Raw genomic sequence first — 22946 nt, 5'->3', positions numbered from 1 at the left:
TCTATAGGGCGGCGGGTTGGGGGTGGTTTGGTTCGGGGGATTACTGGCGCCGACGCCTCGCGTGGGCACAATTTGCCAAATAGTGCGCCCAAATTTGCTGTTTTTCCGGGCTTGCTTGGCAAATTGTGCGCAGTTCGCACGCCCCTGCCCCGCGAAGCCCACGTAAACACCCGATGAACCGCAAGACAAACTTTTTGGGCATGCATGTAAACCCCCAAGACATCTGGGGGATGAACGCTTGGCAAGCCCGACGCGGTGCCTTAGAAACAAATGGTCATATATCTCCTATTGCAAGGTTTCTCATGCGCTCTCGTTCTCTCCACGCGCTTTCTTTGACCGCGCTCATCTCCACTTTCTCCACTCTCACCGTCCCCGCCCATGCAGCCCCCGCAGGTGATGCCGTGGTCCTTTCTGAGGTTTACGGCGGCGGCGGAAACTCTGGTGCGACCTTTACCCACGACTTCATCGAGCTCTTCAACCCCACCGAAGCCGAGGTCTCGCTGGATGGTTGGTCCGTGGAGTACTTTTCCGCCGGTGGCAACTCGGGCGGCAAGGCTGCTCTCGGCGGCGCGATTCCGGCTGGCAAGCACTACCTGATTCAAGCTGGCCAGGGCAGCGGCGGCTCCACGCCACTGCCTACCCCAGACGCGGAATCCTCCCTGAACCTGTCCGGTTCGAAGGGATCGGTCAAGCTTTACGACGCCTCCGGCAACAAGGTTGACCTCGCCGGTTACGGTTCCGCCCAGCTGGCAGAAGGCACCCCCGCCCCAAGCACCTCCAATGCAGAGTCAGTCTCTCGCGATGAGGCGGGCACCGATACCGACGACAACGCTGCCGATTTCCATGTCAGCACGCCCACTCCTACGCCTTCCGGCAACGAACCAACCACGCCCGCTGAGCCAGAGGAACCAACGCAGCCTGCAGACCCCGGCCGCGAGCTAAGCATCGAAGAAATCCAGGGAACCGGCGCTCAGTCTCCGGTTAAAGACCAGAACGTCACGACCAAGGGCGTCGTCACTGGCGTGTGGTCCGAGGGCGGCATCAACGGCTTCACCATCCAGACCGGCGGCACCGGAAGCGAGGCTCCCGCTGCTTCCCCGGCGCTGTTTATTTACATGGGTAACAAGGAAGCCTCTGCTTATCCGCAGCTCGGGGATTCCGTGCAGGTTTCTGGCAAGGTCTCGGAGTTCTTTGACGCCACCCAGCTAACCGCAGATGCCGTCGAGAAGCTCGATGCTCCCCTGCCGGAGGTCACCGCGCTCGAACTGGAGGCCCTGCCGGAAGGCGACGTCGCCCGTGAGGCCTACGAGCACATGCTGGTGCTGCCTGGCACCCACACCGTGACCAACAACTACGCGCTCAACCAGTATGGCGAGGTAGGCCTGGCGCCGGGCACTGAGGCACTCCGCCAGCCGTCGGACCTTTATGACCCGTCGACAGACCCAGACTCCGACCTACAGAAACTCGCCGCTTCCAACGCCGCCAAGCTGGTCACGCTGGACGATGGCCGCACGAAAAACTACCTCGAGTCTGACCAATCCACCCCGCTGCCATATATCGCGCAGGACAACGCGCAGACCATCAAGTCCCTGCGCACCACTGACCAGGTAACTTTCCAGCACCCGGTCATCGTGGGTTACTCCCATGAACAGTGGCGCTACCAGCCCACCGCACCGGTAACGGGCAATACGGCAGGCAGCGATTTGCCGATTACCTGGGAAGACTCCCGCGAAAAGGAACTGCACGCACTCGACGTCGAAGGCGAATACACCATTGGTGCCTTCAACGTATTGAACTACTTCACCTCCCTTGGCGAGGAGTACGGCGGCAGCTCCTACGATGACATGAACGGCAACCCGGTCACCGTCAAGCGCGGCACGACCCGCGGTGCTTATACCGCGGAGGCCTTCGAGAACCAGCAGCGCAAGATTGTCGCGGCCGTAAACGGTCTTGATGCCGACGTCATCGCCCTTTCTGAAATCGAAGACGGCTACGGCGTCACCGGCGACAAGTCCAAGCGCGACCAAGCCTTGGCGCACCTGACAGACGAGCTCAACGCGGCCGCTGGTTCCGAGAAGTGGGCCTACGTGACCTCCCCGGAGAAGCTGCCGGACACCGTGGACGTCATCCGCACCGCGTTCATCTATAAAAGGGCTCGCGTCAAGCCGGTTGGTGAATCCCGCATCTTCGTCGACGACCGCTTCACTGGAACCGCCCGTGAGCCGCTAGCGCAGGAGTTCGCGCCAGTCGACGCCGCGGATGACGAGACCTTCGTGGCCGTGGCCAATCATTTCAAGTCCAAGGGTTCCGTTGTTAAGGGTGACGCCGACACCGGCGACGGCCAGGGCAATAACCCCAACGTGCGCAAGGCACAGGCCGAAGCCGTTCTTGAGCACCTGGCTAAGCAGCCAGATTGGCAGGACAAGGCCACCTTCGTGATGGGTGACCTCAACACCTATACCCACGGCGATGCCATCGATGTCTTCCGCGACAGCGGCTACACCGTTCCCGCTGAGGACTACCACGCGGATGCCTCCTACCAGTTCTCTGGCCTGTTGGGTTCCCTCGACCACGTCCTGGCAAACGAGGTTGTATCCGGCAAGGTACCCGACGCCCAGGTGTGGAACATCAATGCCGACGAGCCGGTGGCCTTTGAGTACTCTCGCCGCAATTACAACATCGTGGACTTCTACGACGATTCCCCGTTCCGCGCCTCCGACCACGACCCGGTCAAGGTCGGATTCAGCCTGGGCAAGGCGGCCGCTAACCCAGACGAAGAACCAGACACCGACCCAGACAGCAAGCCCGGCACCAACAAAGGCTCCAGCTCCAGTAACGGCTCTAGCTCTGGTTCGAGCACCGGCAGCATCATCGCATTGATCCTTGCGGTTGCCGTCCCCGGCATCGCAATGTTGCTCGGCGGTTCGCTGAAGTTCCTGACACCCCAGCTCATCGACGCCCTGCCACCGCAGGTCCGGGATTTCCTCAAGCTCTAGGCTCCCGGGAGCGTTTCCTCCGGGGCGTCTTCCCCGGAGCGTTTCCCCCTTACGCACAATTTGCCAAATAGTGCCCTGAATTAGCGCGGATTCAGCAGTCTAATTGGCAAATTGTGCGTTTTTGCGCGTTCGGTGCACGCTTTTGCACGCGTGCCGTGCGTTCGGTGCACGCTCGGCGTGCACTTCCGCGGGAGGCTTTTAGCGCTTCGTCAAAAAGACGCCGTAGTCCGCGGGCTGCGCGCCGGCGCTCGCGGCGCGGTCAACCGCCTTGATGAAGTCAGAGACCACTTTCCTGTCATTAAGGTTGCGGCCAGAGATGGAAAGACGCACGGTGTTGCCACGCAGCGCGGAGCGCTCAGCTGCGCGAATAATGTTGCGGCGCCACCACTTCGCCGCGCCGAAGCCCTCGCCGAAGGACAGGTTGCGGGTCTGGTGGAACTTGCCGGAACGCAGCTCGTGAATGCCACGCGTGGAGACCGCGACGTCGAAAGCAAAGTTCGGTAGGACCTCCAAGGTGCCAGGCGACATACGCCAGCGTGGAGGTGCGAAGATGCTCGACTCGAAGCCCAACTTGGCCATCTGCCGCGTGGCGCCCTTCAAACGGAGATTGGCCTCGTGCGAGTCGAGGTTAGCGAACTCAGCGCGACGACCTTGCACCGCTTGGTCGAAGCCATTCAGAATAAGCAACCTACCCGCGGATTCCTGCTCTTTGAGAAAGCCTAAGGTCTTGTCATCCTTGGCCAGGTGCCAATTGCCATCAATGTGTGGGGCAACCAGCAAAGAGACCGGGATTTCTTCCCGGTCTAGTTCTTTGAGGAGGTTACTAGTTTGCTTCCGCGTGTCAGAAAAGATGCTGGAAATCGAAACTAGAAGGTGGCCATGCATAAGTGCAATTATCGCACAGCCACCGCGAGTCCGCGCGGCGAGGAGCGTCTAAGCTTTCAACCCCGTGGCCTTGTTAATGGTCCACGCGTACTCGAAGGCATTCTGGCGCCACTTGTCATAGCGTCCAGAAACACCACCGTGGCCAGCGACCATCTCCGTCTTGAGCAGGAACTGCCCGCCCTTTGCGGTATCACGCAGCTTGGCAATCCACTTCGCCGGTTCCACGTAGAGCACGCGAGTGTCGTTGAGCGAGGTAATCGCCAAAATGTCCGGGTAGTTCTGCGCAGTGACGTTCTCGTAAGGCGCATAGGACTTCATGTAGTCATAGACCTCTGGGTCGTGGTACGGGTCGCCCCACTCTTCCCACTCGATGACCGTCAGCGGTAGCTCCGGCTTCAGGATGGAAGTCAGCGGGTCCACGAAGGGCACAGAGGCCTGGATGGCCGTGAAGCGGTCCGGGGCCATGTTTGCCACCGCGCCCATCAGCAGGCCTCCGGCGGAGCCGCCTTCAGCCACCATCTGATCTGCGGTGGTGACGCCGCGCGCGATGAGGTCATCGGCCACCGCGATGAAGTCGGTGAAGGTGTTCTTCTTCTGCAGAAGCTTGCCGCTGTCGTACCAGGTGCGGCCCATCTCGCCGCCGCCGCGGACGTGCGCCATCGCAAAAATCATCCCGCGGTCCATCAGGGACAGACGGAATACGGAGAAGTACGGGTCCATGCTGGTTTCATAAGAGCCGTATCCGTAGAGAAGCGTCGGGTTAGCTTTGGTGCGGTCAAGATCAGCGCGGTGCACGATGGAGACCGGAATCTGCGTGCCGTCGGAAGCCTGCGTCCACATGCGGTAAGCAACGTAGTCATCCTTGTTGTAACCGCCCGGGACTTCTTGTTCCTTGAGCAAGGTGTACTCGCCAGTCTCGACGCGGTAATCGAAAAGCTGCGAAGGCTGGATGAAGGAGGTGTAGCTCACGCGCAGTACCGGTGCATCCCATTCCGGGTTGCCGCCAACGCTCACGGTGTAGAGCTCTTCGTTGAAGTTTAACTCCTTAAATTCGGACCAACCATGGCGTACATCCATGATTGCGGCACGCCCGATGCCGGCGCGGCGGTAGCCTACGACGACCTGGTCGCGATAGGTATCCACGCCTTCCAGGCGCACATCCTCGCGATGCGGAATCAGCACATCGAGCTCGCGGAGCGGTGCGAGGTCCTCCCCTACTGCCAGCGGCGTGGTGGCCAGGGTGAAGTTCGGGCCTGAGGCGTTGTGGGTGACAAACCAATAGGCCTGGCCGTCGATCTCGGCATAGTCGACGTCGTAGTCAACACCTGCTTCGCGCTGCCACAGAACCTGGAATTCGCCTTCCGGGTCCGTACGATCCAGCACCCAGGTCTCTGAGGTCAGCTTCGAGCCGATAACGATGAACAGGTACTTCTCGCTGCGAATACTGCCGACGCCGATGTTGAAATGCTCGTCAGCTTCATGCATGACCTGCACGTCTTCGGACTGCGCGGTTCCCACCTTGTGGCGCCAGACGGTATCTGGGCGCCAGGCATCATCGACCGTGGTGTAAAAGATGTAGTCATCGCCCACCCAGGTCGCACCGTAGAAGATGCCTTCGAGGCGGTCGGAGAGCAGCTCACCGGTACGCAAGTCCTTGATGACCAGAGAAAAACGCTCGTCGCCAGCGGTATCCACGGAATAAGCCAGCAGGTTGCCGGAGTCAGAGACGGTGGAGGCACCCATCGCGAAGAATTCGGTGCCTTCTGCTAGCTCGTTGGCATCTAGGAGGATTTCCTCGCCCTCAGGCGCGCCTTCTTCTGGAATAACGGGAGCGGTCCACGGGTCAGCACCTTCGGTCACCGGAACGCGGCAGCTAATGCCATAGTTCTTGCCCTCGACAGAGCGACCGTAATACCAGTACTGGCCCCTGCGCGAAGGCACGGACATGTCCGTTTCCTTCACGCGCGACTTTACTTCCTGGAAGATGTTCTCAGTCAGCTCTTCAAGGTGCGCAGTCTCCTGCTCAGTATAAGCATTCTCCGCGCGCAGATAATCGAGCGTTTCTGCGGATTCTTTATCCCGCATCCACTCGTAATCATCCACGAAGCTGCAGCCATGAAACTCGCGGGTGATGGGGTGTTTTGCGGCAATCGGCGGGGTCAATTCAGTCATGTTCTCCTCGCTAGATTAGGGGGCTTATTTGTAGTGAGATTTCTCGAAACCCTACCGTAACGAAGGCTTTAGGCCTTAAAAGGAGTTTCCCGAAAGACGCTCGTAAGCCTCGACGTAGCGCGCACGGGTGGCCTCGACGACGTCGTCAGGCAGGCGCGGCGGCTTGGCATCAGAAGCCTGGTCCCAGCCGGATTCCGGCGAGGTCAGCCAGTTGCGCACGTACTGCTTGTCGAAGGAAGGCTGAACCTTGCCCTCCTCATACGTATCGGCTGGCCAGTAGCGGGAGGAATCCGGGGTTAGGACCTCATCGGCCAGAATCAGGGTGCCATTTTCATCGAGACCGAACTCGAACTTGGTATCGGCCAGGATGATTCCCTTCTCCTCCGCGATGCGGGCGGCCTCGGAGTAGATGCGCAGGGTGGCAGCGCGCAGCTCTTCCGCACGCTCTTTGCCCAGCTTGGCGACGACCGCGTCAAAGGACACGTTCTCATCATGCTCGCCCTGCGCCGCCTTGGTGGCCGGGGTAAAGATCGGCTCTGGAAGGCGGGAGGCCTCGGTAAGGCCTTCAGGCAGCTCGATGCCGCAAACGGTACCGCTTTCCTTATATTCCTTTAGGCCGGAACCGGTGAGGTAGCCGCGCGCGACGCACTCGAAAGGCAGCATGTCGAGCTTCTTGACCACCATGGCGCGGCCCAGCACTTCCTCTGGGATGCGCTCGTCATCGAGCGGGCCGGCGAGGTGATTCGGGAAATCGATGACGTCGAAGAAGAACTTCGAGGTCGCGGTCAGAACACGCCCCTTGTCCGGGATAGCCGGGTCCAGGGAGTGGTCGTAGGCCGAAATACGGTCGGAGACGACCATCAGCAGAGCGTTCTCGTCGACGTCGTAGATGTCACGGACCTTGCCGGAAGCAAGGTGCTTATAAGAAGAAAGTTCTGGGCGCATGAGTCCTATCCTAATTCGCTTTTAGAGAATCTCGCCTGGGGTATAAGCGGCGGCCTTCGGGTGCTCGCTGACCAGATTGTTGATGCGGGTAAGAACCTGGTTGACCTGGGACTCCGCAGCGCCGATGAAGGCGTGCTTATCGGCCAAGGCAGCCTCCAGGTCCTCGGCGGACATCGGCAGGCGCTCGTCGGCGGCAAGGCGCTCGACCAAGTCCTGATCGCCGCCGTTTTCGCGCATGTTCAGCGCCACTGCGACGGCGTTTTCCTTGATGACCTCGTGCGCGGTCTCGCGGCCGACGCCGGCACGCACGGCCGCCATCAGGATGCGGGTGGTGGCAAGGAAAGGCAGGTAGCGCTCGAGCTCGCGGTCGATCATCGCAGGGAAGGCACCGAACTCGTCCAGCACGGTCAGGAAGGTTTCGAACTGGCCGTCGAGGGCAAAGAAGGCGTCGGGAAGCGCAACGCGGCGCACCACGGAGCAGAATACGTCGCCCTCGTTCCACTGCTGACCGGAGAGATCCGCAACCATGGTGAGGTAGCCGCGCAGGATGACCTGGAAGCCACACACGCGCTCGCAGGAACGGGCGTTCATCTTGTGTGGCATCGCGGAAGAACCAACCTGGCCTTCCTTGAAGCCCTCGGTGACGGTCTCATTGCCAGCCATCAAGCGGATGGTGGTGGCCAAGGAAGACGGGCCGGCGCCCAGCTCAACCAGAGCGGAAACGGCGTCGAAGTCGAGGGAGCGTGGGGAAACCTGACCAACGGAGTTGAAGATGCGGTGGAAGCCCAGGTGATCAGCAATCGCAGTCTCCAGGGAGGCCAGCTTGTCCTCGGAGCCGCCCATCAGGTCGAGCATGTCCTGGGAGGTGCCCATCGGGCCCTTGATGCCGCGCAGCGGATAGGCAGCCAGGAGCGATTCGACGCGCTCGATGCCCAGCAGCATCTCATCGGCTGCGGAAGCAAAGCGTTTGCCCAGGGTGGTGGCCTGAGCAGCAACGTTGTGGGAACGGCCGGCCATGACCTGAGACTGGTAAGCAGCCGCATGCTTGCCGATGCGCGCGACGACCGCGATGGCCTTGTCACGGATGAGGCGCAGCGAGGAATGAATCTGCAGCTGCTCGACGTTCTCGGTGAGATCTCGGCTGGTCATGCCCTTGTGGATGTGCTCAAAGCCAGCGAGGGCGTTGAACTCCTCGATGCGGGCCTTGACGTCGTGGCGCGTTACGCGCTCACGGGCAGCGATGGACTCGAGGTCCACCTGCTCAACCACGGACTCGTAGGCCGCAATGGCCTCTGCTGGAATATCGACTCCCAAATCCTTTTGCGCGCGCATGACGGCGATCCACAGCTGGCGCTCCAGGATGATCTTGTACTCCGGGCTCCAAATATTGGAAAGCTCTGCGGAGGCATAGCGGGAGGATAGGACGTTGGAAATGTTCTTCTTTTCAGCCACGGGAAACATTATTCCATGTACAAAGCCCAGCCTGTACCTTTTGGTAGCAAGCTGGGCTATACGGGGGTGCGAGAGAAAAGCTAGATGGAAATCTCGCCGTCTTCGGCACGCTTTCCGATGTCGCGACGGTAGAAGCTGCCGTCCAACTTAAGGCCTTCTAGCACCTCGTAGGCGGCGGCGCGGGCCTCGGCGAGTGTGGCGCCCTGGCCCAGGACGTTGAGCACGCGGCCGCCGTTGGAGATGACATCGACTTCCTCTTCAACACCGCGCGAGCCTTCGGCTTGCGAGGTACCGGCGTGGAGGACCTTGTTCGGATCATCCAGGCCCGGGCCGGTGATGACGTCGCCCTTACGCGGGGAGGCTGGGTAGCCCTCAGCGGCCAGGACGACGGTAACGGCGTAGCCGTCCTTCCACTTCAGCTCGTCCAGCTCGGCAAGCTTGCCGGTGGCGGTGGCGTTAAGCGCCTCAGCCAGCGGGGACTCGAGCATGGAAAGAACTGCCTGGGTTTCTGGGTCGCCGAAGCGGCAGTTGAACTCGACAACGGCGATGCCCTCCTTGCCCCACGCGAGGCCGGCATAAAGCAGGCCGGAGTACGGGGTGCCGCGGCGCACCATTTCGGCGGCAACTGGCTTGCAGACTTCGTCGACGATGCGCTGCACGCCGTCGGCAGGCAGCCACGGCAGCGGCGTATAGGCGCCCATGCCGCCGGTGTTGGGGCCTTCGTCATTGTCGTAGGCGCGCTTGTGGTCCTGCGCTGGGAGCAACGGAACGACGGTCTCGCCGTCGACCAAGCAGAACAGGGAAACTTCTGGGCCATCGAGGAAGGACTCGAGCAGGACCGGGTTTCCTGCCGCGTGAACCTCGTTTACATGTTCCTTCGCGGCAGCGCGGTCGTCGGTGACAACGACGCCCTTGCCGCCGGCGAGGCCGTCATCTTTCACCACGAAGTGCGGGCCGAAACGGTCGAGGGCGGACTCAATGTCGGCGTCGGAAGCCCCCGGCACCAGCTGCTCCGCGCGAGCGGTGCGAACGCCAGCAGCATTCATGACGTCCTTGGCAAAGGCCTTGGAGCCCTCAATCTGCGCGGCCTCCTTGGAGGGGCCGAAGACGGCGATGCCGTTGGCGCGCAGCTCATCTGCGACGCCGGCAACCAGCGGCACCTCGGGGCCAACGACGACGAGCTCGGCGTCAATTTTCTGCGCCAGCTCCAGCATCTGTGCTGGGTCATCAACCTTGGAGTACTCAGGATGCACCGTGGCCAGGGAATCGAAGTTCGGCGAGCCTGGGGCAACGTGGAGTTCAGTGGTCAGTGGATCTGCCTTGAGACCTTTGAGCAGGGCGTGTTCGCGGCCGCCCGAGCCAATTACGAGAATGCGCATGCCGTCCATCTTAACTGGAGGTAGCCTAGTCACCATGTCTTCTGTATTTACCAAGATTATTAATGGTGAACTGCCTGCACGCTTTGTCTACCGCGACGAGACCTGCGTGGCCTTTTTATCCATCGAGCCCCTCAACTACGGCCACACTCTGGTGGTTCCGATTGAGGAGATAGATAAGTGGACCGACCTCGACCCACAGACCTGGGCACACCTCAACGAGGTGGCACTGGAGATTGGCGCCGCTATCAAGACGGCGTTTAACTCGCCACGCACTGGCTACATCATCGCCGGCTTCGACGTGCCACATTCCCACAACCACCCCGTCCCCACCGAGAAGATGGAAGAGTATGACTTCGCCAAGGCATTTGCTGCCGACGCCACCGATCCTGCCGCCATGGATGAGGCAGCGACGCGTATTCGCCAGCACTTGGGCACCGACGAAGAAGGACGCCGCTAACTAGCAGCGTCCTCGTGAGAAGGCCTCGTTAGCGGCCGATTAATTATGAAGCTGGGAGGCGCACCGTAAAGGTGGAGCCCTCCCCCAGCTGGGAGCTCACGGCAATGCTGCCGCCGTGCTGCTCCACCAAAGATTTCACGATGGCCAGGCCCAAGCCCGAGCCGCCGGTATCGCGGGTGCGGGAAGAATCCGCGCGATAGAAACGCTCAAAGATGTGGCTGGTGTCCTCGGGGGACATGCCCTTGCCGTCATCGGCGACGTCGATAAGCACTGCCTTGTCTGTGCCCTCGCCCTCTTCGCGGATGGTGAGTTTGACCTTGGCTTCCTCGCCACCGTGGCGAATGCCGTTGGAGACGAGGTTGAGCAGCACCTGGTGCAGGCGATCAGGGTCGCCTTTGACCACCGGAATATCGTGGGTCTCGTTAACCACGTCGATCTGGCGGCCGGCAAACGCGGCACGCGCGGAGGAACCGACGGAAAGCACCAGCTCCAGCATATCCACAGTGCGCATGTCCAGGCGCGAGCCCTCGGCGCGGGTCAGAGAAAGCAGGTCCTCCACCAATAGCGACATTCGCTTGGACTCGTCATCGATCTTGGAAAAGACGAGATCCACATCCTTGGTGGCGCCGGAGCGATAAAGCTCGGTGTAGCCACGCAAACTGGTCAGCGGGGTGCGTAGCTCGTGGGAAGCATCGCCGACGAAACGGCGCATCTGCTCCTCTTTATCTTGAGCTTGGACAACTGAGCGCTGCAGCTGACCCAGCATCACGTTGAGTGCAGCCGAGAGCTGACCAACCTCGGTGTGCTTCGGCCACTCCGGCACACGCTTGTCCAAGTCACCCGCGGCAATCTCGGAGGCGGTCTTTTCAACGACGCGCAGCGGGCGCAGCGCGCGGCGGATAAACCACATGCCCACCACGGCGATAATGCCCATGACCACGGCAGTGATGATTATTTGCACGATCGCTAGACCGCGGAGAATAAGCCGCTCGTGGGTGAGATCCTTGGCCACTACGGTCACGGTGCCATCGACCTTGATGGCCACGGCGCGCCACTTGGTTTCGTCGTTTCCAACGGAACCGACGGTGGCAGGCTCGTCACCGATGTAGAGGTTCTTCGCGTCCGGCATGCTGGTCTTGGGGCCGGTGTATAAAACGGTGCCATTCGGCAGGTAGCTAAGCGCCACGTATTCCGTAGGCGGGCGCCTAGAGTAGTCCCCCAAATAGTAGTCGTTGCTCATATTGCGCGCCCAGCCGTTGGTGGCATCCTTTAGCTGATCATCGACGTTGCCATACATGACGTCGGACATAATCGAGGACACCGCCAAAGAGGCACCCGCCAGGCCGAGGCCAGAGACCAAGACCATGAGCACCAAAAGCCACGTGCGCAGCGGCATCGCTTTGGGGCGCTGCACGCGGCGTCGCTTAGCGCGCTCCCCGGAGGGAACCGCAACGGACGGGGTTTCAGGCAGCGTAGATTCCGCCGCCGAGTGGGTAGTGCTCATGTATTAGTACTCGAAAAAGGACTGTGGCGAACTACTAGTTACGCGGCATGCGCAGAACATAGCCGACGCCGCGAACAGTATGAATAAGCTGCGTATCGCCGGTGTCGATCTTGCGGCGCAGGTAGGAGATATAGGACTCGACTACGTTGCCATCGCCGCCGAAGTCGTAGTGCCAGACGTTGTCCAAGATCTTGGACTTGGACAGCACCACTTCCTTGTTCTGCATGAGGTAGCGCAGAAGGTTGAACTCGGTTGGGGACAGCTCGATGATTTCGCCTCCCTTGGTGACCTCGTGGGTGTCATCATTCAAGGTGAGGTCAGCATAGGAAATGGTGGCGTCACTGTTTGCGTCATCGACGTTCGCGCCGCGGCGCAGGATAACGCGCAGGCGGGTGATAACCTCTTCCAGGCTGAACGGCTTAGTCACGTAATCATCGGCACCGATGGTCAGGCCATGGATGCGCTGATCGACGCTGTCCTTTGCGGTCAAGTAAAGCACCGGGCCGTCGAGGCCTTCCTGACGCAGCTTGCCAAGCAGCTCGAAGCCGTCCATGCCCGGCATCATGACGTCCATGATGTAGGCATCAGGATTAACCTCGCGGGCCACCCGCAGCGCCTCAGTGCCGGAGTTTGCGCTGAATACTTCGAAACCCTGGAACTTCAGGGAAACGGTGAGTAACTCCACGATGTTGGGCTCATCATCAACGACGAGGACTTTTACTTCTTTATTGTCGTCCATTAGCTCTTGTTACTTCCTTCAGCGAGTGCTTGTTGCTATTTCGCAATAATGACACCCAGCCTTCCAAGGGCACTGAAGGGAGTCTGGACATCACCTGTGAACTCCCATCCTAGCCAACGGCGCCAACAACCAGGCCGGAATACGTAAGGTGAACACCAAGTCGACTTCACCGATGGCAATCACGGCAACCAATCTGAAGAAGGATTCCAAGTGCGCAAGAAACTCACGTTGTCCGAAGAACAGTTCCGATTCATCGACCAACTCACCAACGAGGTCTTTGAAAGCGACATGCTGCCCGAAGGAACCGTTCTCACCGGAGTCGGAATTCAATCCCGCAGGAGCATAGACCCTTCTGGAGAGAGCACGTGGTACCACTTGGATTTGTGGAACCGACAGCTCCATGACGGGCGGACGGTCAGACTGTGGGGCGCATTTCCTGATCTCAGTGAAAAGGAAGACGCGCTTTCTTTCCACACCATGGTGCAGTCTTCAGGCCTTGCCGAAATGTTCTTGACGGCTACACCCGAAACTGCACGGTTCGAAACGATGGAGTACGTAGCGGACTAGCGGCTAGCCGCCTACGGGCGCGGAATGTTGCGCAGGTTGGACTGCGCGAGCTGCAGCATCTGACCAACGCCGCCGCCAAAGACGGTGCGGGTGGCGGCCTTGGAGAAGCCCAGCAGCTGCTCGAAGGTCAGTGTCGGCGGGATGGAAAGAGCGTTCGGGTCGGTGATCATGTCAACCAGAACCGGGCCATCGAAATCCATGGCCTCGCGAATCTGCTTGCGGGCCTTCTTCGGGTCCTCGATGTGGATGTGCTTGATGCCGGCAGCCTCTGCGATCGCGGCATAATCCACGTGCTCATGGTCGGTCTCGTGCTCTGGCAGACCCTGGACCAGCATCTCCAGCTTGACCATGCCCAGCGAGGAGTTGTTGAAGACGAAGGTCTTCACCGGCAGGTTGTGCAGCTTCACGGTCAGCAGCTCACCCATCAGCATGGACAGTCCACCATCACCGGAGAAGGAGATGACCTGGCGACCTTCGTTAGCGGCCTGTGCGCCGATGGCCATCGGCAGTGCGTTAGCCATGGTGCCGTGGCGGAAGGAACCGATCTGCTCACGCTTGCCATTCGGGGTGATGTAGCGAGCGCCCCAGACGTTGCACATGCCGGTGTCGACGGTGAAGACGGCGTTGTCAGCTGCTTCTTCATCGATGATGTTGGCCACGAACTCTGGGTGGATAGGCTTCATCTTCTCAGCCTTCTTAGTGTATGCCTCCACCACGTGGTTGAGCTTGTTGTAGTGCTCCTTGAGCATCTTGTCGAGGAAGCGGCGATCCTTCTTCTCATCAATGTGCGGAAGGATGTTCTCGATGGTGGCAGCCACGTCACCGGTAACCGGGTACTTAATCTTGGTGCGGCGGCCGATGTGGGAGCCGTCAATGTCGACCTGTGCGACGTTGCCCTTGGGCAAGAAGTCGTTGTACGGGAAGTCGGTGCCCAGAAGGATAAGCAGGTCGGCCTCGTGGGTGGCGTCGTGTGCCGCGCCGTAGCCCAGAAGGCCGGACATGCCGACGTCGAACGGGTTGTCGTACTGGATGTACATCTTGCCGCCCAGCGCGTGGCCGATTGGCGCCTTAATCTTTTCCGCCAGCGCCAGCACCTGCTCGCGGGCATCCTTGACGCCAGCACCGACGAAGAGCGCGACGGTCTTAGCCTCATTAATAGCCTGGGTTAGCGCGGCTGCTTCAGCCGGATCCGGGAAGACAACTGGACGTCCAGCGGAGATGGGGGAGGTGGTGAAGGTATCATCTTCAGCCTCCTGCGTGGAAACGTCGCCTGGGATAACGAGCACGGAAACGCCCTTGCCAGCCATGGTGGACTGGATAGCGTGGTGCAAAATGACACCGCCCTGGTCAGCGGAGTTGACCATCTCGCAGTAAGCGGAGCACTCGGTGAAGAGCATCTCCGGGTGGGTCTCCTGGAAGAACTTGGAGCCAATCTGGCGAGATGGGATGTGGGATGCGATGGCCAGAACCTTGGCGCCGTTGCGGTGGGCGTCGTAAAGCCCCTGCACCAAGTGGGTGTTGCCCGGGCCGCAGGAAGCCGCACACACGGCGAGCTTGCCGGTGGTCAGAGAGTCTGCCTCAGCAGCAAAAGCAGCAGCTTCCTCGTTGCGGACGTGGACCCATTCGATGGAGGAACGGCGCACCGCATCCACGATTGGGTTCAGGGAGTCACCAACCAGACCATAAATGCGCTCGACGCCTTGCGCCTCGAGAGTTTCTACGATCTGTTCTGCGTAATTCTTTGCCATATCACTACTTCTTTCAGGAATAGTAAATAGTTTCTCCATCCAGTGTCCTTATTAATTCCCCTTTGTGCCAGCTTTTTACTCAAGACTCACCAAGCCCCCTGACTGGTGATACAAAACACAGGCCACATTCGAGCGTTTGAAACTATAATGAACGTTCGGTACATTTTCATACGATGTCCGCCCCCGATTTAGTCCATTCCAATAGCACCGCCACTACCACCGAGTCCACCCCCGCACAGCGCTGGACTTTCTTTGCCGTGATCTCGCTCGGCCTACTCATGGTCGGCCTCGATAACTCAATCCTTTACACCGCCCTCCCGGCACTGACGGATCAGCTCCACACCACCTCTACCCAGCAGCTATGGATCATCAACGCCTATGCGTTAGTGCTGGCCGGCTTATTGCTGGGCACGGGCACCCTGGGAGATCGCATTGGGCATCGCCGCATGTTCGTCATCGGCCTTGTGCTTTTCGGCAGCGCATCCCTCGCCGCCGCGCTCGCCCCCGGCGCGTGGTTCTTGGTGGCTGCGCGCGCATTCTTGGGCCTCGGCGCTGCCGTGATGATGCCCGCTACTTTGGCACTGATTCGCCTGACCTTCGACGATGAAATCGAACGCAACACCGCGATCGGCATCTGGGCCTCCGTTGCGGTCGTAGGCGCTGCGGCCGGCCCTACCGTCGGCGGATTCCTCCTCGAGCACTTCTGGTGGGGCTCGGTCTTTCTCATCAACGTGCCGATCGTGCTCGTCGCACTCTTGCTGACCTTCCTTTTGGCACCGCCCAACCAACCGAACCCGGACAAGCACTGGGATTTCGCATCCTCGCTCTATGCGCTTATTACGCTTTCTTCCCTGGTGCTGGCCATTAAGTCGGTGGCGGGTTCCCATTATGGGCTGGCCGGCGGCGCGCTGGTGGCCTGCGGCATCGGCAGCTTCGCGTTTGCTCGCCGCCAAAAGCAGCTTTCTGAGCCGATGCTCACCTTCGATGTCTTCCGCTCCCCCGTCTTCACAGGCGGCGTCATTGCTGCGGGCGGCGCGATGTTTGGCATGTCCGGGCTGGAGATGCTCACCACGCAGAAGCTGCAGATGGTCAATGGTTTAAGCCCCCTGCATGCGGGAATCACCATTTCTGCGGTGGCGATTGCGGCACTTCCGATGTCCACCCTAGGCGGCGCCAACCTGCACCGCTGGGGCTTTCTGCCCATCATCGCCGGCGGGTTTGTTTTCATGGCTGCGGGCATCGCCATCGCGATGTGGGCGGGCCACCACGGCATCTTTTGGTGCTTCGTTGCGGGGCTGCTCTGCATGGGCATCGGCGCGGGGCTCACGATGTCCGTGGCCTCAACCGCCATCATCGGCGCGGCACCACCCCATCGTTCCGGCATGGCCGCAGGCGTCGAGGAGGTCTCCTACGAGCTCGGCACGCTGCTATCCATCGCTATCACCGGCTCCATTGTGCCTTTGCTTTACTCCCGCAATCTAACCGCGGATATCGAGGGCATGCAGGCGCTTTACGACGCCGCGACCCACGACCTCGCCGCAGCCGCCTACGACAACGCTTACCTCACGACCCTCGGCGGCTTGCTCGCGATGATGCTGCTCTTCGCCGCAGTGACCGGCTATTTGTTTAAAAACAACCCGAAGTCGGGAGGCTACGATGCCGCGCATCAGTAAAAAGACCGAAGTGCTAAAAGCCGCCCTCACCATCATCGAGAACGAGGGCGTGCATGCCGTGACCTACGACGCGCTGGCAACCGCCACGGGAATGTCAAAGTCCGGGCTCATCTATCACTTTCCTTCCCGCCACGATCTGCTCATCGAGTGCCACCGCTTCTGCGCCGCGCGCTGGGAAGCGGAACTCGAAGAGCTAGCCGGCGGCAAGCAGGCCGCGGAGCTAGACAAAAAGGAACGCCTGCGCGCACTCGTGCAATCCCTAGGCAAGAACGACCCTCTGATCGAACTGCTGATGAGCATCCACTCCCAGCAACACCCGGACTTCATGGAACAATGGCGCGACGTCGACAAGCGCTGGCTGCCAGATCCGGCAGCTGATGACCAAACCGCGCTCATCGCCACCATCCTTGGCAATGGCCTCTGGGTCCACGACCACTTGACTGAACGAAAGATACCCACAGCTACTCGCAAAAAGACAGTGGAACTCGTCTTGGAATTCCTAGATTCAGGAAAGCTACAAACCGCACCGCTTAAAGATTAAGCAACGTCAACTGATAATCCAGCCCCGCTCAATGGCAAGATTTACTGCCGCTGCACGAGTGTCAGCACCAGTCTTAGCCATCGCACGCGACAAGTGATTGCGCACCGTGCCCTCCGATAAGTTAACCCGCTTCGCGATTTCCGCGACGACCGCACCATCGGCGGCTGCTTGAAGCACTTCGGATTCTCGAACGGTGAGAGGCGATTCACCGAATAGAAAAGAATCTGCAGCAAGTTTGGGATCAACTACACGCAAGCCGGAGTGAACTCGGCGCACCGCATCAGCGAGCTCTGCGGCAGGCGCGTCTTTAACGATGAAGCCATGTGCTCCCGCGGAAACCGCGCGACGCAAGAAACCCGGGCGCCCGAACGTTGTAACTATCAATATCTTTACCTGCGGTAGCGCTTCTCTAAGGCGTTTCGTAGCAGTCAGACCGTCCACATTCGGCATATCTACATCCATCAAAATAACATCAGGACAAGCCACCGAGGCGACCTCCATGACCTCGCTTCCGTCGCCAACGTCGGCCACTACCTCAATGTCACTTTCCAAGCTAAGCAAGGCGCTTAATGCGCCTCGCACCATAGCCTGATCATCAGCAAGCATCACTTTTATCATTAATGCTCCTTAGCCCATGGCCCGGTTTGAACGGCCTGGGCTGTAAGCTTCAGACCTCCCATGGTGGTTTCACCCAAGCACAATTCGACTCCGTTATTTTGGCATCGCTCCCGCAGCCCTCGCAGACCATTTCCTTCCCTTATCTCTGCTATTCCGACTCCGTCGTCTTCAATCAATACAGATTTGGAGGTCAGACTGATGGAGCATCTCTTTGCACCGGAATGTCGGACAACATTCGTAGTCCCTTCACGCACTACCCAAGCAAACACTTCCCTCAAATCAACCTGTACTTCATCTACCGAATTCGGCATCTTCGCTTTAATACCTGCGCTTTGAAGGAGGCTTAATGCCCGAGCTAGTTCACCGGAAAGGCTGAGCTCTCGATAGCCATTTATTGCGGTGCGAACTTCTGCCAGCGCAGACCTCGAGATTTCCTCAATTTCTGCAATTTGTGACTTCGCCGTATTCGGGTCGAGCTCAATGAGCTTCTTTGCAAGCTCCGCTTTAAGTGTCACCGTTGTGAGAGAATGTCCCAAAATATCGTGCATGTCGCGAGCCATGCGGTTGCGCTCTTCGTTTACTTCGAGTTCTTGGGATCGAACTTCCTGTATCTTCCTTTGCGCTTGGCTAGTAATCGCCATTCGGCTTGCTAAACAGGCAATGCCGGTTGTAATCAAAGACAAGTGGCCGAACGGCCATAGCGACTGAGGAATCGCTATCGCGGCGACTGCAGTAAAAGGCAGGGAAACCTGCCACGGAAATACAAATGCAACAGCCGAGGCAATGAAGTATGCAAGTTGAATCGCATCGGTTCCGACAAGATTAAGCACGATCAGTGCGAGAAAGGTTCCAACCACTAACAACGAAACTGCACGGAGATTGACCCGCATCACACCTAGGCGCAGATCATCGATTGCGATAGCCCAGGAACCAATGAGACAAAATACGCAGCAAAGAACAAGAACCGCGCTTGAAACCGGATACGGGTGGCTTCGAACCGTCAAAAGAATTGGAACAGTAAGGGCCAACCAGAAAATGGCCCAAATACTGTTTGGCCAGGTAATATACCGAGTCATCACTTTTTCATCTTAGCTAAACCCGAGCCGTATCATAGCGCATCTTCCGGGCTGCCCCGACCAAGAATACGAACAGCCAAACCACAACATTGGCCACTGCAGCCCACGAAAAGTTGCTCGCGTCCATCGGCGAAAGCGCCAACTTATGAAGTCCGTAGAGCGGGGTAAGACTTCCAATCTTGTCGAAAGTCGATCCAGGAGTCAGTGGCATAAATACTCCCCCGAGGAAAGACAGCAACGCTAACAAAGGCCCAACTACCTGCATTGTGGTCTCTGCAGGCAAAAGGTATCCCATGAACAACCCAAAAGACATAAAAATGATTGAGCCCAACCATGCGATGACAAAAGACTGAGCCCAAGCCAGAGCCGGCATGTGTGCATGGACCAGCGGTCCACAGATATAAACCGTGAGCAAGGCTATACCGCTCAGAGCTAATCCCGCTGTGGCTTTAGCTCCTACATAGTTAATTGGGCGAAGAGGAGTTAAACGCAGCTGCCGACTCCACCCACTTGCTCTTTCGATGCCGACTGCTGCACCAGTTCCAGCAGTCGCCATTAACCCAGCATAAAGGGCAAGACTTATTAAGATATTTGCTGCCCAGTTTCCATTCCCATATTCCTGCTGTGCATAGTCTGCAGTAGCAAATATGAACAGAAAGGCAATGGGGATAACCACGACGAAAACTAGACCACGGACATTGCGCAAAATGCGCTTCATTTCCAATTTGTATAAATACATATCTACCTTTCCTGATGAGCTAGGTCGATAAAGGCGTCATCAAGGCTGCGCGCAGTAATGCTGATGTCTCTCGCAAGACCTCGAGTTAAAAGCAAGCGTGCGATTTTGTCAGTATCCTCGGCTACCAAAACGAATTCTTCCCTGCGCATATCGAGCGATATCTGAGGAAAATCTCTTAATGCTTGTTCCACTTCTGACTGCGAAGCTTGAAGTTTGGCATGAATTGTTTTTCCTGAAACTTGCGCTCGTAGCTCCTGTGGGCTGCCGTCCGCTACAAGGACACCGTGATTCATCATCACGATTCGATCTGCAAAATCGTCGGCTTCTTCCAAATAATGGGTAGCGAAGATAACGGTTCGTCCCTCGCGAGCATCTTCACGTATATTCGCCCAAAAATCGCGTCGAGCTTCTACATCCACGCCAGCTGTAGGTTCGTCTAAGACGATGAGTTCAGGATTGCTGACCAAAGCCATTGCAAAACGTAGCTTTTGTTGCTGGCCTCCTGAGCATTTACCCACGTACCGTTCTGCAAACTCGCCAGCACCATCGCGTTCTAACGCTTCCTCTGCGCTTAAGGAATCACGATGGAAACTGGCCATAAGCTCAACCGTTTCGCGAACCTTTAAGTTAGGAAGCAGGCCTCCCGACTGCATCATTGCAGAAACTCGACCGAGCACCACCGCGTTGCGCGGCGTCGTCCCGCATACTTCAATGTTTCCTGAATCTGGTTTGCTTAGACCCAAGATGAGATCGATGGTGGAAGTCTTACCCGCACCATTAGGTCCCAAAAGGGCTACGACCTCACCGCGCTCAATCGAGAAACTGAGGTCCTTTACTGCACAAACCTCACCAAATGACTTTGTTAGTGATTCAACTCTTAACGTGGACTCCGTGTTTGCCATGGTTCAAGTCTCATGCGACACCGCGAAGAGTACGTATAGCAATTGTCATTAGTCGGCGATGACAATTGTCACGGGGTATTAATCTCAGTCGGCGACTGCCAAGTCAGAAGCTCGGCGTTGCTTTCCAATGAAATTAGCCCCGGTAGAAATAAATCTCACCAGGGCCATTGAGCTGGAGACGAGACTTGAACTCGCAACCTACGCATTACAAGTGCGTTGCGCTACCAATTGCGCCACTCCAGCACCGCGGATTGAGCCGCTGCGAAGAATCGTACCCGAGCAGGCGAGCGGACGAAAACACTGGGGTGGCCCGTGCGTCGCGCAACCCCAGCGGATAGAGTGCAAGCAAGAGTCTCAATCGGTTTTTAAGGGTTTGTTGCGTGTCATTTATTTCCGCACTGAGGGAGCGTTTTAGTGCTTCTTCCGGCTACGTTGCCACCATCGATGCGGCAAAGGCCGCGCCACCACCATCGCCGCTGGCGCCAGTCGATCTGACCGACGCCGCGCAGGTCACCGGTGTCATGGAAATCGCTGCGCGCGTGGGCGAAGTCCTCATCAGCGCCGGCACTGCCAACTCCGATGCCAAGGCACAGATTCACCTGGTGGCTTCTTCCTATGGTCTCCACTACTGCCATGTGGACATCATGATGAATACCATCACCATTCACACCGCGATGGGCGCGGGCTCTAACCGCCGTAACCTACACGTCTTCCGCGTGGCCCCTTCAATTTCGGTGGACTTTTCCAAGCTTTCCGCGGTAGACCGCCTGATCTACTCGATCCGCTCCGGCGCCACACCACCGGCCATGGCCGAGCGCGTCTTGGACGAGATCAACAACATGAAGCCGCCTTATCGCACCTCCACCGTCCTTTTGGGCTGGGGCGTTATGGGCGGCATTCTCTCCGTGATGCTCGGCGGCGACGCCTTGGTGGGCGTCATGGCGTTTTTCGTCTCTTTGCTGGTTATGGGCGTCAACGCCTGGGCGGCAAAGTTCCGCGTGCCACCCTTCTACCAAAACATCATGGGCGGATTCCTCGCCGTCGTACCGGCGGCGATCCTCTACAACATGGCCGCCGGAATCGGCATTACCTTCTCGCCTTCCCAGATCATTGGTTCAGGCATCATTGTGCTCGTCGCCGGCCTTACCCTGGTGCAATGTTTGGTCGACGGCATCACCCGCGCACCGGTAACATCGGCCGCTCGCTTCTTCGAAGCCATGCTGGCCACCGGCGCCATCATCGCCGGCGTCGGCGTGGGCATTCAGTTCTCTGACTGGATGGGCTTTACCCTGCCGCCCCTGGCTACGCTCGCGCCGCCGGTCTATCACCAGGTCCCGCTGCTCATCCTCTGCGGCAGCATCGGTTCAGGCGCCTTCGCCCTGGCCTGCGGCGCTTCCTGGATTGAGGTTACCGTCTCTGGACTTACCGCCGGCGCCGGTATGCTCTTCTACTACTTCGTAGTCATTCCTTTCGGCGTGAGCGACGTCGTAGCCTGCGGCATCTCCGCCACGGCGGTGGGCCTGGCCGGCGGCCTGCTCTCGCGCCGCTACATGATGCCGCCGCTCATCACAATGATCGTGGGCTATACGCCGATGCTGCCTGGCCTTACCCTCTACCGCGGCATGTACGCCTCGCTGAATGAGCAGATGATCTCCGGCTTTACCAACCTGTCACGAGCACTAGCCATCGCCGGTGCGCTGGCTGCCGGAGTTGTGCTGGGCGAACGCGTGGCCCGCCGCCTGCGTCGCCCGCAGTACTTCCGCCCTTATGCCACCATCAAGCGCGTGGGCCACTTCTCGTTCCACCAGGCCAGCCGCCTAGCTGCCCGCAAGCCACGCATTCCGCGCGTGCCGCTTTCCCCCTTCGCCCCCAAGGTCAACCGCCCCGTCCTGCCTCCGAAGCTGGGGCCCAAGCCGCCGATGCCTGCCCAGCAGGTACGCATGCTCCAAGACCAAGCCATCGGCGAGGACTGGAAGGAAGAATGGGAGTCCATCACCGAGATGTGGCCGGTTACCACGCAGTGGGAGGACCAACCGCAAGACGGTGGGAGCGCACAACCCGCTGCAGACGGCGCCGAAGATGCGGCCGAAACCGCCCCAGATGCCAAATCGTGAGCAAAAAAGTTCGGCGGTTTCAAGTGGTGGATGCATCACTTGAATAGTTCTTGTATCTTCTCTTCTGGTTTATACCAGTTGAGGACTTTTCTGGGGCGCCCGTTGAGAAGGTCTTGAATGTGTTGGACATCCTTGTCGGTCAGGGCACTAAAGTCGCTTCCTTCGGGCAGGAAGTCTCTGACTAGCCCGTTGGTGTTTTCGTTGGTAGGACGTTGCCACGGCGAGTGTGGATCACAGAAGTAGACTGCTAGTCCACGTGCGATGCTCAGCTTGTCTACTTGGGCTAGTTCTACGCCTTGGTCCCAGGCCAGAGTTTTAGTGATGTTGCGTATTTTGCCGGTAAACATCTCGATCAACTTATCGACAGTCGTGGCGGAATCATGAACATCTAGTTTGCGGATCATGGTGTAGGGACCTGACCCCTGTTTGGTAGACACCT

General features: G+C 58.8%; 19 protein-coding genes and 1 tRNA gene. 6 read left to right on the top strand and 14 right to left on the bottom strand.

Annotation, left to right across the window (positions count from 1 at the left end; all coding sequences use genetic code 11):
• Window positions 1-302: 302 nt before the first annotated feature.
• Window positions 303-2996 (top strand): ExeM/NucH family extracellular endonuclease, encoded by a 2694-nt coding sequence (locus HMPREF2724_RS11140; protein WP_070588611.1) that lies wholly within the window; start codon window positions 303-305, stop codon window positions 2994-2996.
• Window positions 2997-3194: 198 nt separating this feature from the next.
• Here the strand turns inward: HMPREF2724_RS11140 and HMPREF2724_RS11135 are convergent, their stop codons facing one another.
• The 5 genes from HMPREF2724_RS11135 to purD form a co-directional block, all read right to left on the bottom strand.
• On the bottom strand, window positions 3195-3881 hold the full coding sequence (locus HMPREF2724_RS11135; RefSeq protein ID WP_061924562.1) for a DUF2334 domain-containing protein: 687 nt from the start codon (window positions 3879-3881) through the stop codon (window positions 3195-3197).
• A gap of 48 nt (window positions 3882-3929) precedes the next feature.
• The gene (locus tag HMPREF2724_RS11130) at window positions 3930-6053 is read right to left on the bottom strand and encodes a S9 family peptidase (protein ID WP_061924566.1); all 2124 of its coding nucleotides are present in this window, start codon (window positions 6051-6053) and stop codon (window positions 3930-3932) included.
• Window positions 6054-6128: 75 nt separating this feature from the next.
• Window positions 6129-6998, bottom strand: coding sequence for a phosphoribosylaminoimidazolesuccinocarboxamide synthase (locus tag HMPREF2724_RS11125; RefSeq protein ID WP_062043355.1), 870 nt, complete (start codon window positions 6996-6998; stop codon window positions 6129-6131).
• Between the two features lie 21 nt (window positions 6999-7019).
• Window positions 7020-8459, bottom strand: coding sequence for an adenylosuccinate lyase (gene purB, locus HMPREF2724_RS11120; RefSeq protein WP_070588607.1), 1440 nt, complete (start codon window positions 8457-8459; stop codon window positions 7020-7022).
• A 71-nt stretch (window positions 8460-8530) separates the two neighbouring features.
• Complete coding sequence (gene purD / locus HMPREF2724_RS11115) at window positions 8531-9829, bottom strand: phosphoribosylamine--glycine ligase (protein WP_061924611.1); 1299 nt, start codon at window positions 9827-9829, stop codon at window positions 8531-8533.
• Between the two features lie 34 nt (window positions 9830-9863).
• Between purD and HMPREF2724_RS11110 the strand changes: the two genes are divergently transcribed.
• Window positions 9864-10286 (top strand): HIT family protein, encoded by a 423-nt coding sequence (locus HMPREF2724_RS11110; protein WP_070588604.1) that lies wholly within the window; start codon window positions 9864-9866, stop codon window positions 10284-10286.
• Between the two features lie 43 nt (window positions 10287-10329).
• Here the strand turns inward: HMPREF2724_RS11110 and HMPREF2724_RS11105 are convergent, their stop codons facing one another.
• Complete coding sequence (locus tag HMPREF2724_RS11105) at window positions 10330-11790, bottom strand: sensor histidine kinase (RefSeq protein ID WP_082778650.1); 1461 nt, start codon at window positions 11788-11790, stop codon at window positions 10330-10332.
• Window positions 11791-11824: 34 nt separating this feature from the next.
• On the bottom strand, window positions 11825-12529 hold the full coding sequence (locus HMPREF2724_RS11100) for a response regulator transcription factor (protein ID WP_061924579.1): 705 nt from the start codon (window positions 12527-12529) through the stop codon (window positions 11825-11827).
• A 210-nt stretch (window positions 12530-12739) separates the two neighbouring features.
• Between HMPREF2724_RS11100 and HMPREF2724_RS11095 the strand changes: the two genes are divergently transcribed.
• The gene (locus tag HMPREF2724_RS11095) at window positions 12740-13096 is read left to right on the top strand and encodes a hypothetical protein (protein WP_061924582.1); all 357 of its coding nucleotides are present in this window, start codon (window positions 12740-12742) and stop codon (window positions 13094-13096) included.
• Window positions 13097-13107: 11 nt separating this feature from the next.
• Here the strand turns inward: HMPREF2724_RS11095 and HMPREF2724_RS11090 are convergent, their stop codons facing one another.
• Window positions 13108-14844, bottom strand: a complete 1737-nt coding sequence (locus HMPREF2724_RS11090; protein WP_070588602.1) for a pyruvate dehydrogenase — start codon at window positions 14842-14844, stop codon at window positions 13108-13110.
• A 173-nt stretch (window positions 14845-15017) separates the two neighbouring features.
• Between HMPREF2724_RS11090 and HMPREF2724_RS11085 the strand changes: the two genes are divergently transcribed.
• The gene (locus HMPREF2724_RS11085) at window positions 15018-16517 is read left to right on the top strand and encodes an MFS transporter (RefSeq protein ID WP_070588600.1); all 1500 of its coding nucleotides are present in this window, start codon (window positions 15018-15020) and stop codon (window positions 16515-16517) included.
• A 10-nt stretch (window positions 16518-16527) separates the two neighbouring features.
• Entirely contained in the window at window positions 16528-17058 is a 531-nt protein-coding gene (locus HMPREF2724_RS11080) for a TetR/AcrR family transcriptional regulator (protein ID WP_246818260.1), read from the top strand.
• Between the two features lie 6 nt (window positions 17059-17064).
• Here HMPREF2724_RS11080 and HMPREF2724_RS11075 read toward each other — a convergent pair whose 3' ends face one another.
• The 5 genes from HMPREF2724_RS11075 to HMPREF2724_RS11055 all read right to left on the bottom strand — a co-directional run bounded on the left by HMPREF2724_RS11075 (window position 17065) and on the right by HMPREF2724_RS11055 (window position 20636).
• The gene (locus tag HMPREF2724_RS11075) at window positions 17065-17676 is read right to left on the bottom strand and encodes a response regulator transcription factor (RefSeq protein ID WP_061924591.1); all 612 of its coding nucleotides are present in this window, start codon (window positions 17674-17676) and stop codon (window positions 17065-17067) included.
• On the bottom strand, window positions 17676-18752 hold the full coding sequence (locus HMPREF2724_RS11070; RefSeq protein WP_082778651.1) for a sensor histidine kinase: 1077 nt from the start codon (window positions 18750-18752) through the stop codon (window positions 17676-17678). Before HMPREF2724_RS11070 ends, HMPREF2724_RS11075 begins: the two co-directional genes overlap by 1 nt.
• A 16-nt stretch (window positions 18753-18768) precedes the next feature.
• A complete protein-coding gene (locus tag HMPREF2724_RS11065; RefSeq protein WP_061924599.1) occupies window positions 18769-19491 on the bottom strand; it encodes an ABC transporter permease in 723 nt (240 codons plus the stop codon).
• Window positions 19492-19493: 2 nt separating this feature from the next.
• Entirely contained in the window at window positions 19494-20393 is a 900-nt protein-coding gene (locus HMPREF2724_RS11060) for an ABC transporter ATP-binding protein (protein ID WP_070588598.1), read from the bottom strand.
• Between the two features lie 170 nt (window positions 20394-20563).
• Window positions 20564-20636: transfer RNA gene (locus tag HMPREF2724_RS11055), tRNA-Thr, on the bottom strand.
• Between the two features lie 137 nt (window positions 20637-20773).
• Between HMPREF2724_RS11055 and HMPREF2724_RS11050 the strand changes: the two genes are divergently transcribed.
• Window positions 20774-22507, top strand: coding sequence for a threonine/serine exporter ThrE (locus HMPREF2724_RS11050; protein WP_083291073.1), 1734 nt, complete (start codon window positions 20774-20776; stop codon window positions 22505-22507).
• A 35-nt stretch (window positions 22508-22542) separates the two neighbouring features.
• Here the strand turns inward: HMPREF2724_RS11050 and HMPREF2724_RS11045 are convergent.
• Window positions 22543-22946: IS30 family transposase (locus tag HMPREF2724_RS11045; protein ID WP_210386706.1), on the bottom strand; the 404-nt coding region annotated here is incomplete at its 5' end.

This window comes from Corynebacterium sp. HMSC071F07 (assembly GCF_001810285.1).
Classification (GTDB): domain Bacteria; phylum Actinomycetota; class Actinomycetes; order Mycobacteriales; family Mycobacteriaceae; genus Corynebacterium; species Corynebacterium simulans.
Note: the sequence above shows the minus strand (reverse complement) of the source record. Positions and strands in the feature narration are given on the sequence as shown.

Coding starts and splice junctions, on each gene's coding strand:
- HMPREF2724_RS11140 (WP_070588611.1), top strand. CDS start 303: ATGCGCTCTCGTTCTCTCCACGCGCTTTCTTTGACCGCGCTCATCTCC.
- HMPREF2724_RS11135 (WP_061924562.1), bottom strand. CDS start 3,881: ATGCATGGCCACCTTCTAGTTTCGATTTCCAGCATCTTTTCTGACACG.
- HMPREF2724_RS11130 (WP_061924566.1), bottom strand. CDS start 6,053: ATGACTGAATTGACCCCGCCGATTGCCGCAAAACACCCCATCACCCGC.
- HMPREF2724_RS11125 (WP_062043355.1), bottom strand. CDS start 6,998: ATGCGCCCAGAACTTTCTTCTTATAAGCACCTTGCTTCCGGCAAGGTC.
- purB (WP_070588607.1), bottom strand. CDS start 8,459: ATGTTTCCCGTGGCTGAAAAGAAGAACATTTCCAACGTCCTATCCTCC.
- purD (WP_061924611.1), bottom strand. CDS start 9,829: ATGCGCATTCTCGTAATTGGCTCGGGCGGCCGCGAACACGCCCTGCTC.
- HMPREF2724_RS11110 (WP_070588604.1), top strand. CDS start 9,864: ATGTCTTCTGTATTTACCAAGATTATTAATGGTGAACTGCCTGCACGC.
- HMPREF2724_RS11105 (WP_082778650.1), bottom strand. CDS start 11,790: ATGAGCACTACCCACTCGGCGGCGGAATCTACGCTGCCTGAAACCCCG.
- HMPREF2724_RS11100 (WP_061924579.1), bottom strand. CDS start 12,529: ATGGACGACAATAAAGAAGTAAAAGTCCTCGTCGTTGATGATGAGCCC.
- HMPREF2724_RS11090 (WP_070588602.1), bottom strand. CDS start 14,844: ATGGCAAAGAATTACGCAGAACAGATCGTAGAAACTCTCGAGGCGCAA.
- HMPREF2724_RS11085 (WP_070588600.1), top strand. CDS start 15,018: ATGTCCGCCCCCGATTTAGTCCATTCCAATAGCACCGCCACTACCACC.
- HMPREF2724_RS11075 (WP_061924591.1), bottom strand. CDS start 17,676: ATGATAAAAGTGATGCTTGCTGATGATCAGGCTATGGTGCGAGGCGCA.
- HMPREF2724_RS11070 (WP_082778651.1), bottom strand. CDS start 18,752: ATGACTCGGTATATTACCTGGCCAAACAGTATTTGGGCCATTTTCTGG.
- HMPREF2724_RS11065 (WP_061924599.1), bottom strand. CDS start 19,491: ATGTATTTATACAAATTGGAAATGAAGCGCATTTTGCGCAATGTCCGT.
- HMPREF2724_RS11060 (WP_070588598.1), bottom strand. CDS start 20,393: ATGGCAAACACGGAGTCCACGTTAAGAGTTGAATCACTAACAAAGTCA.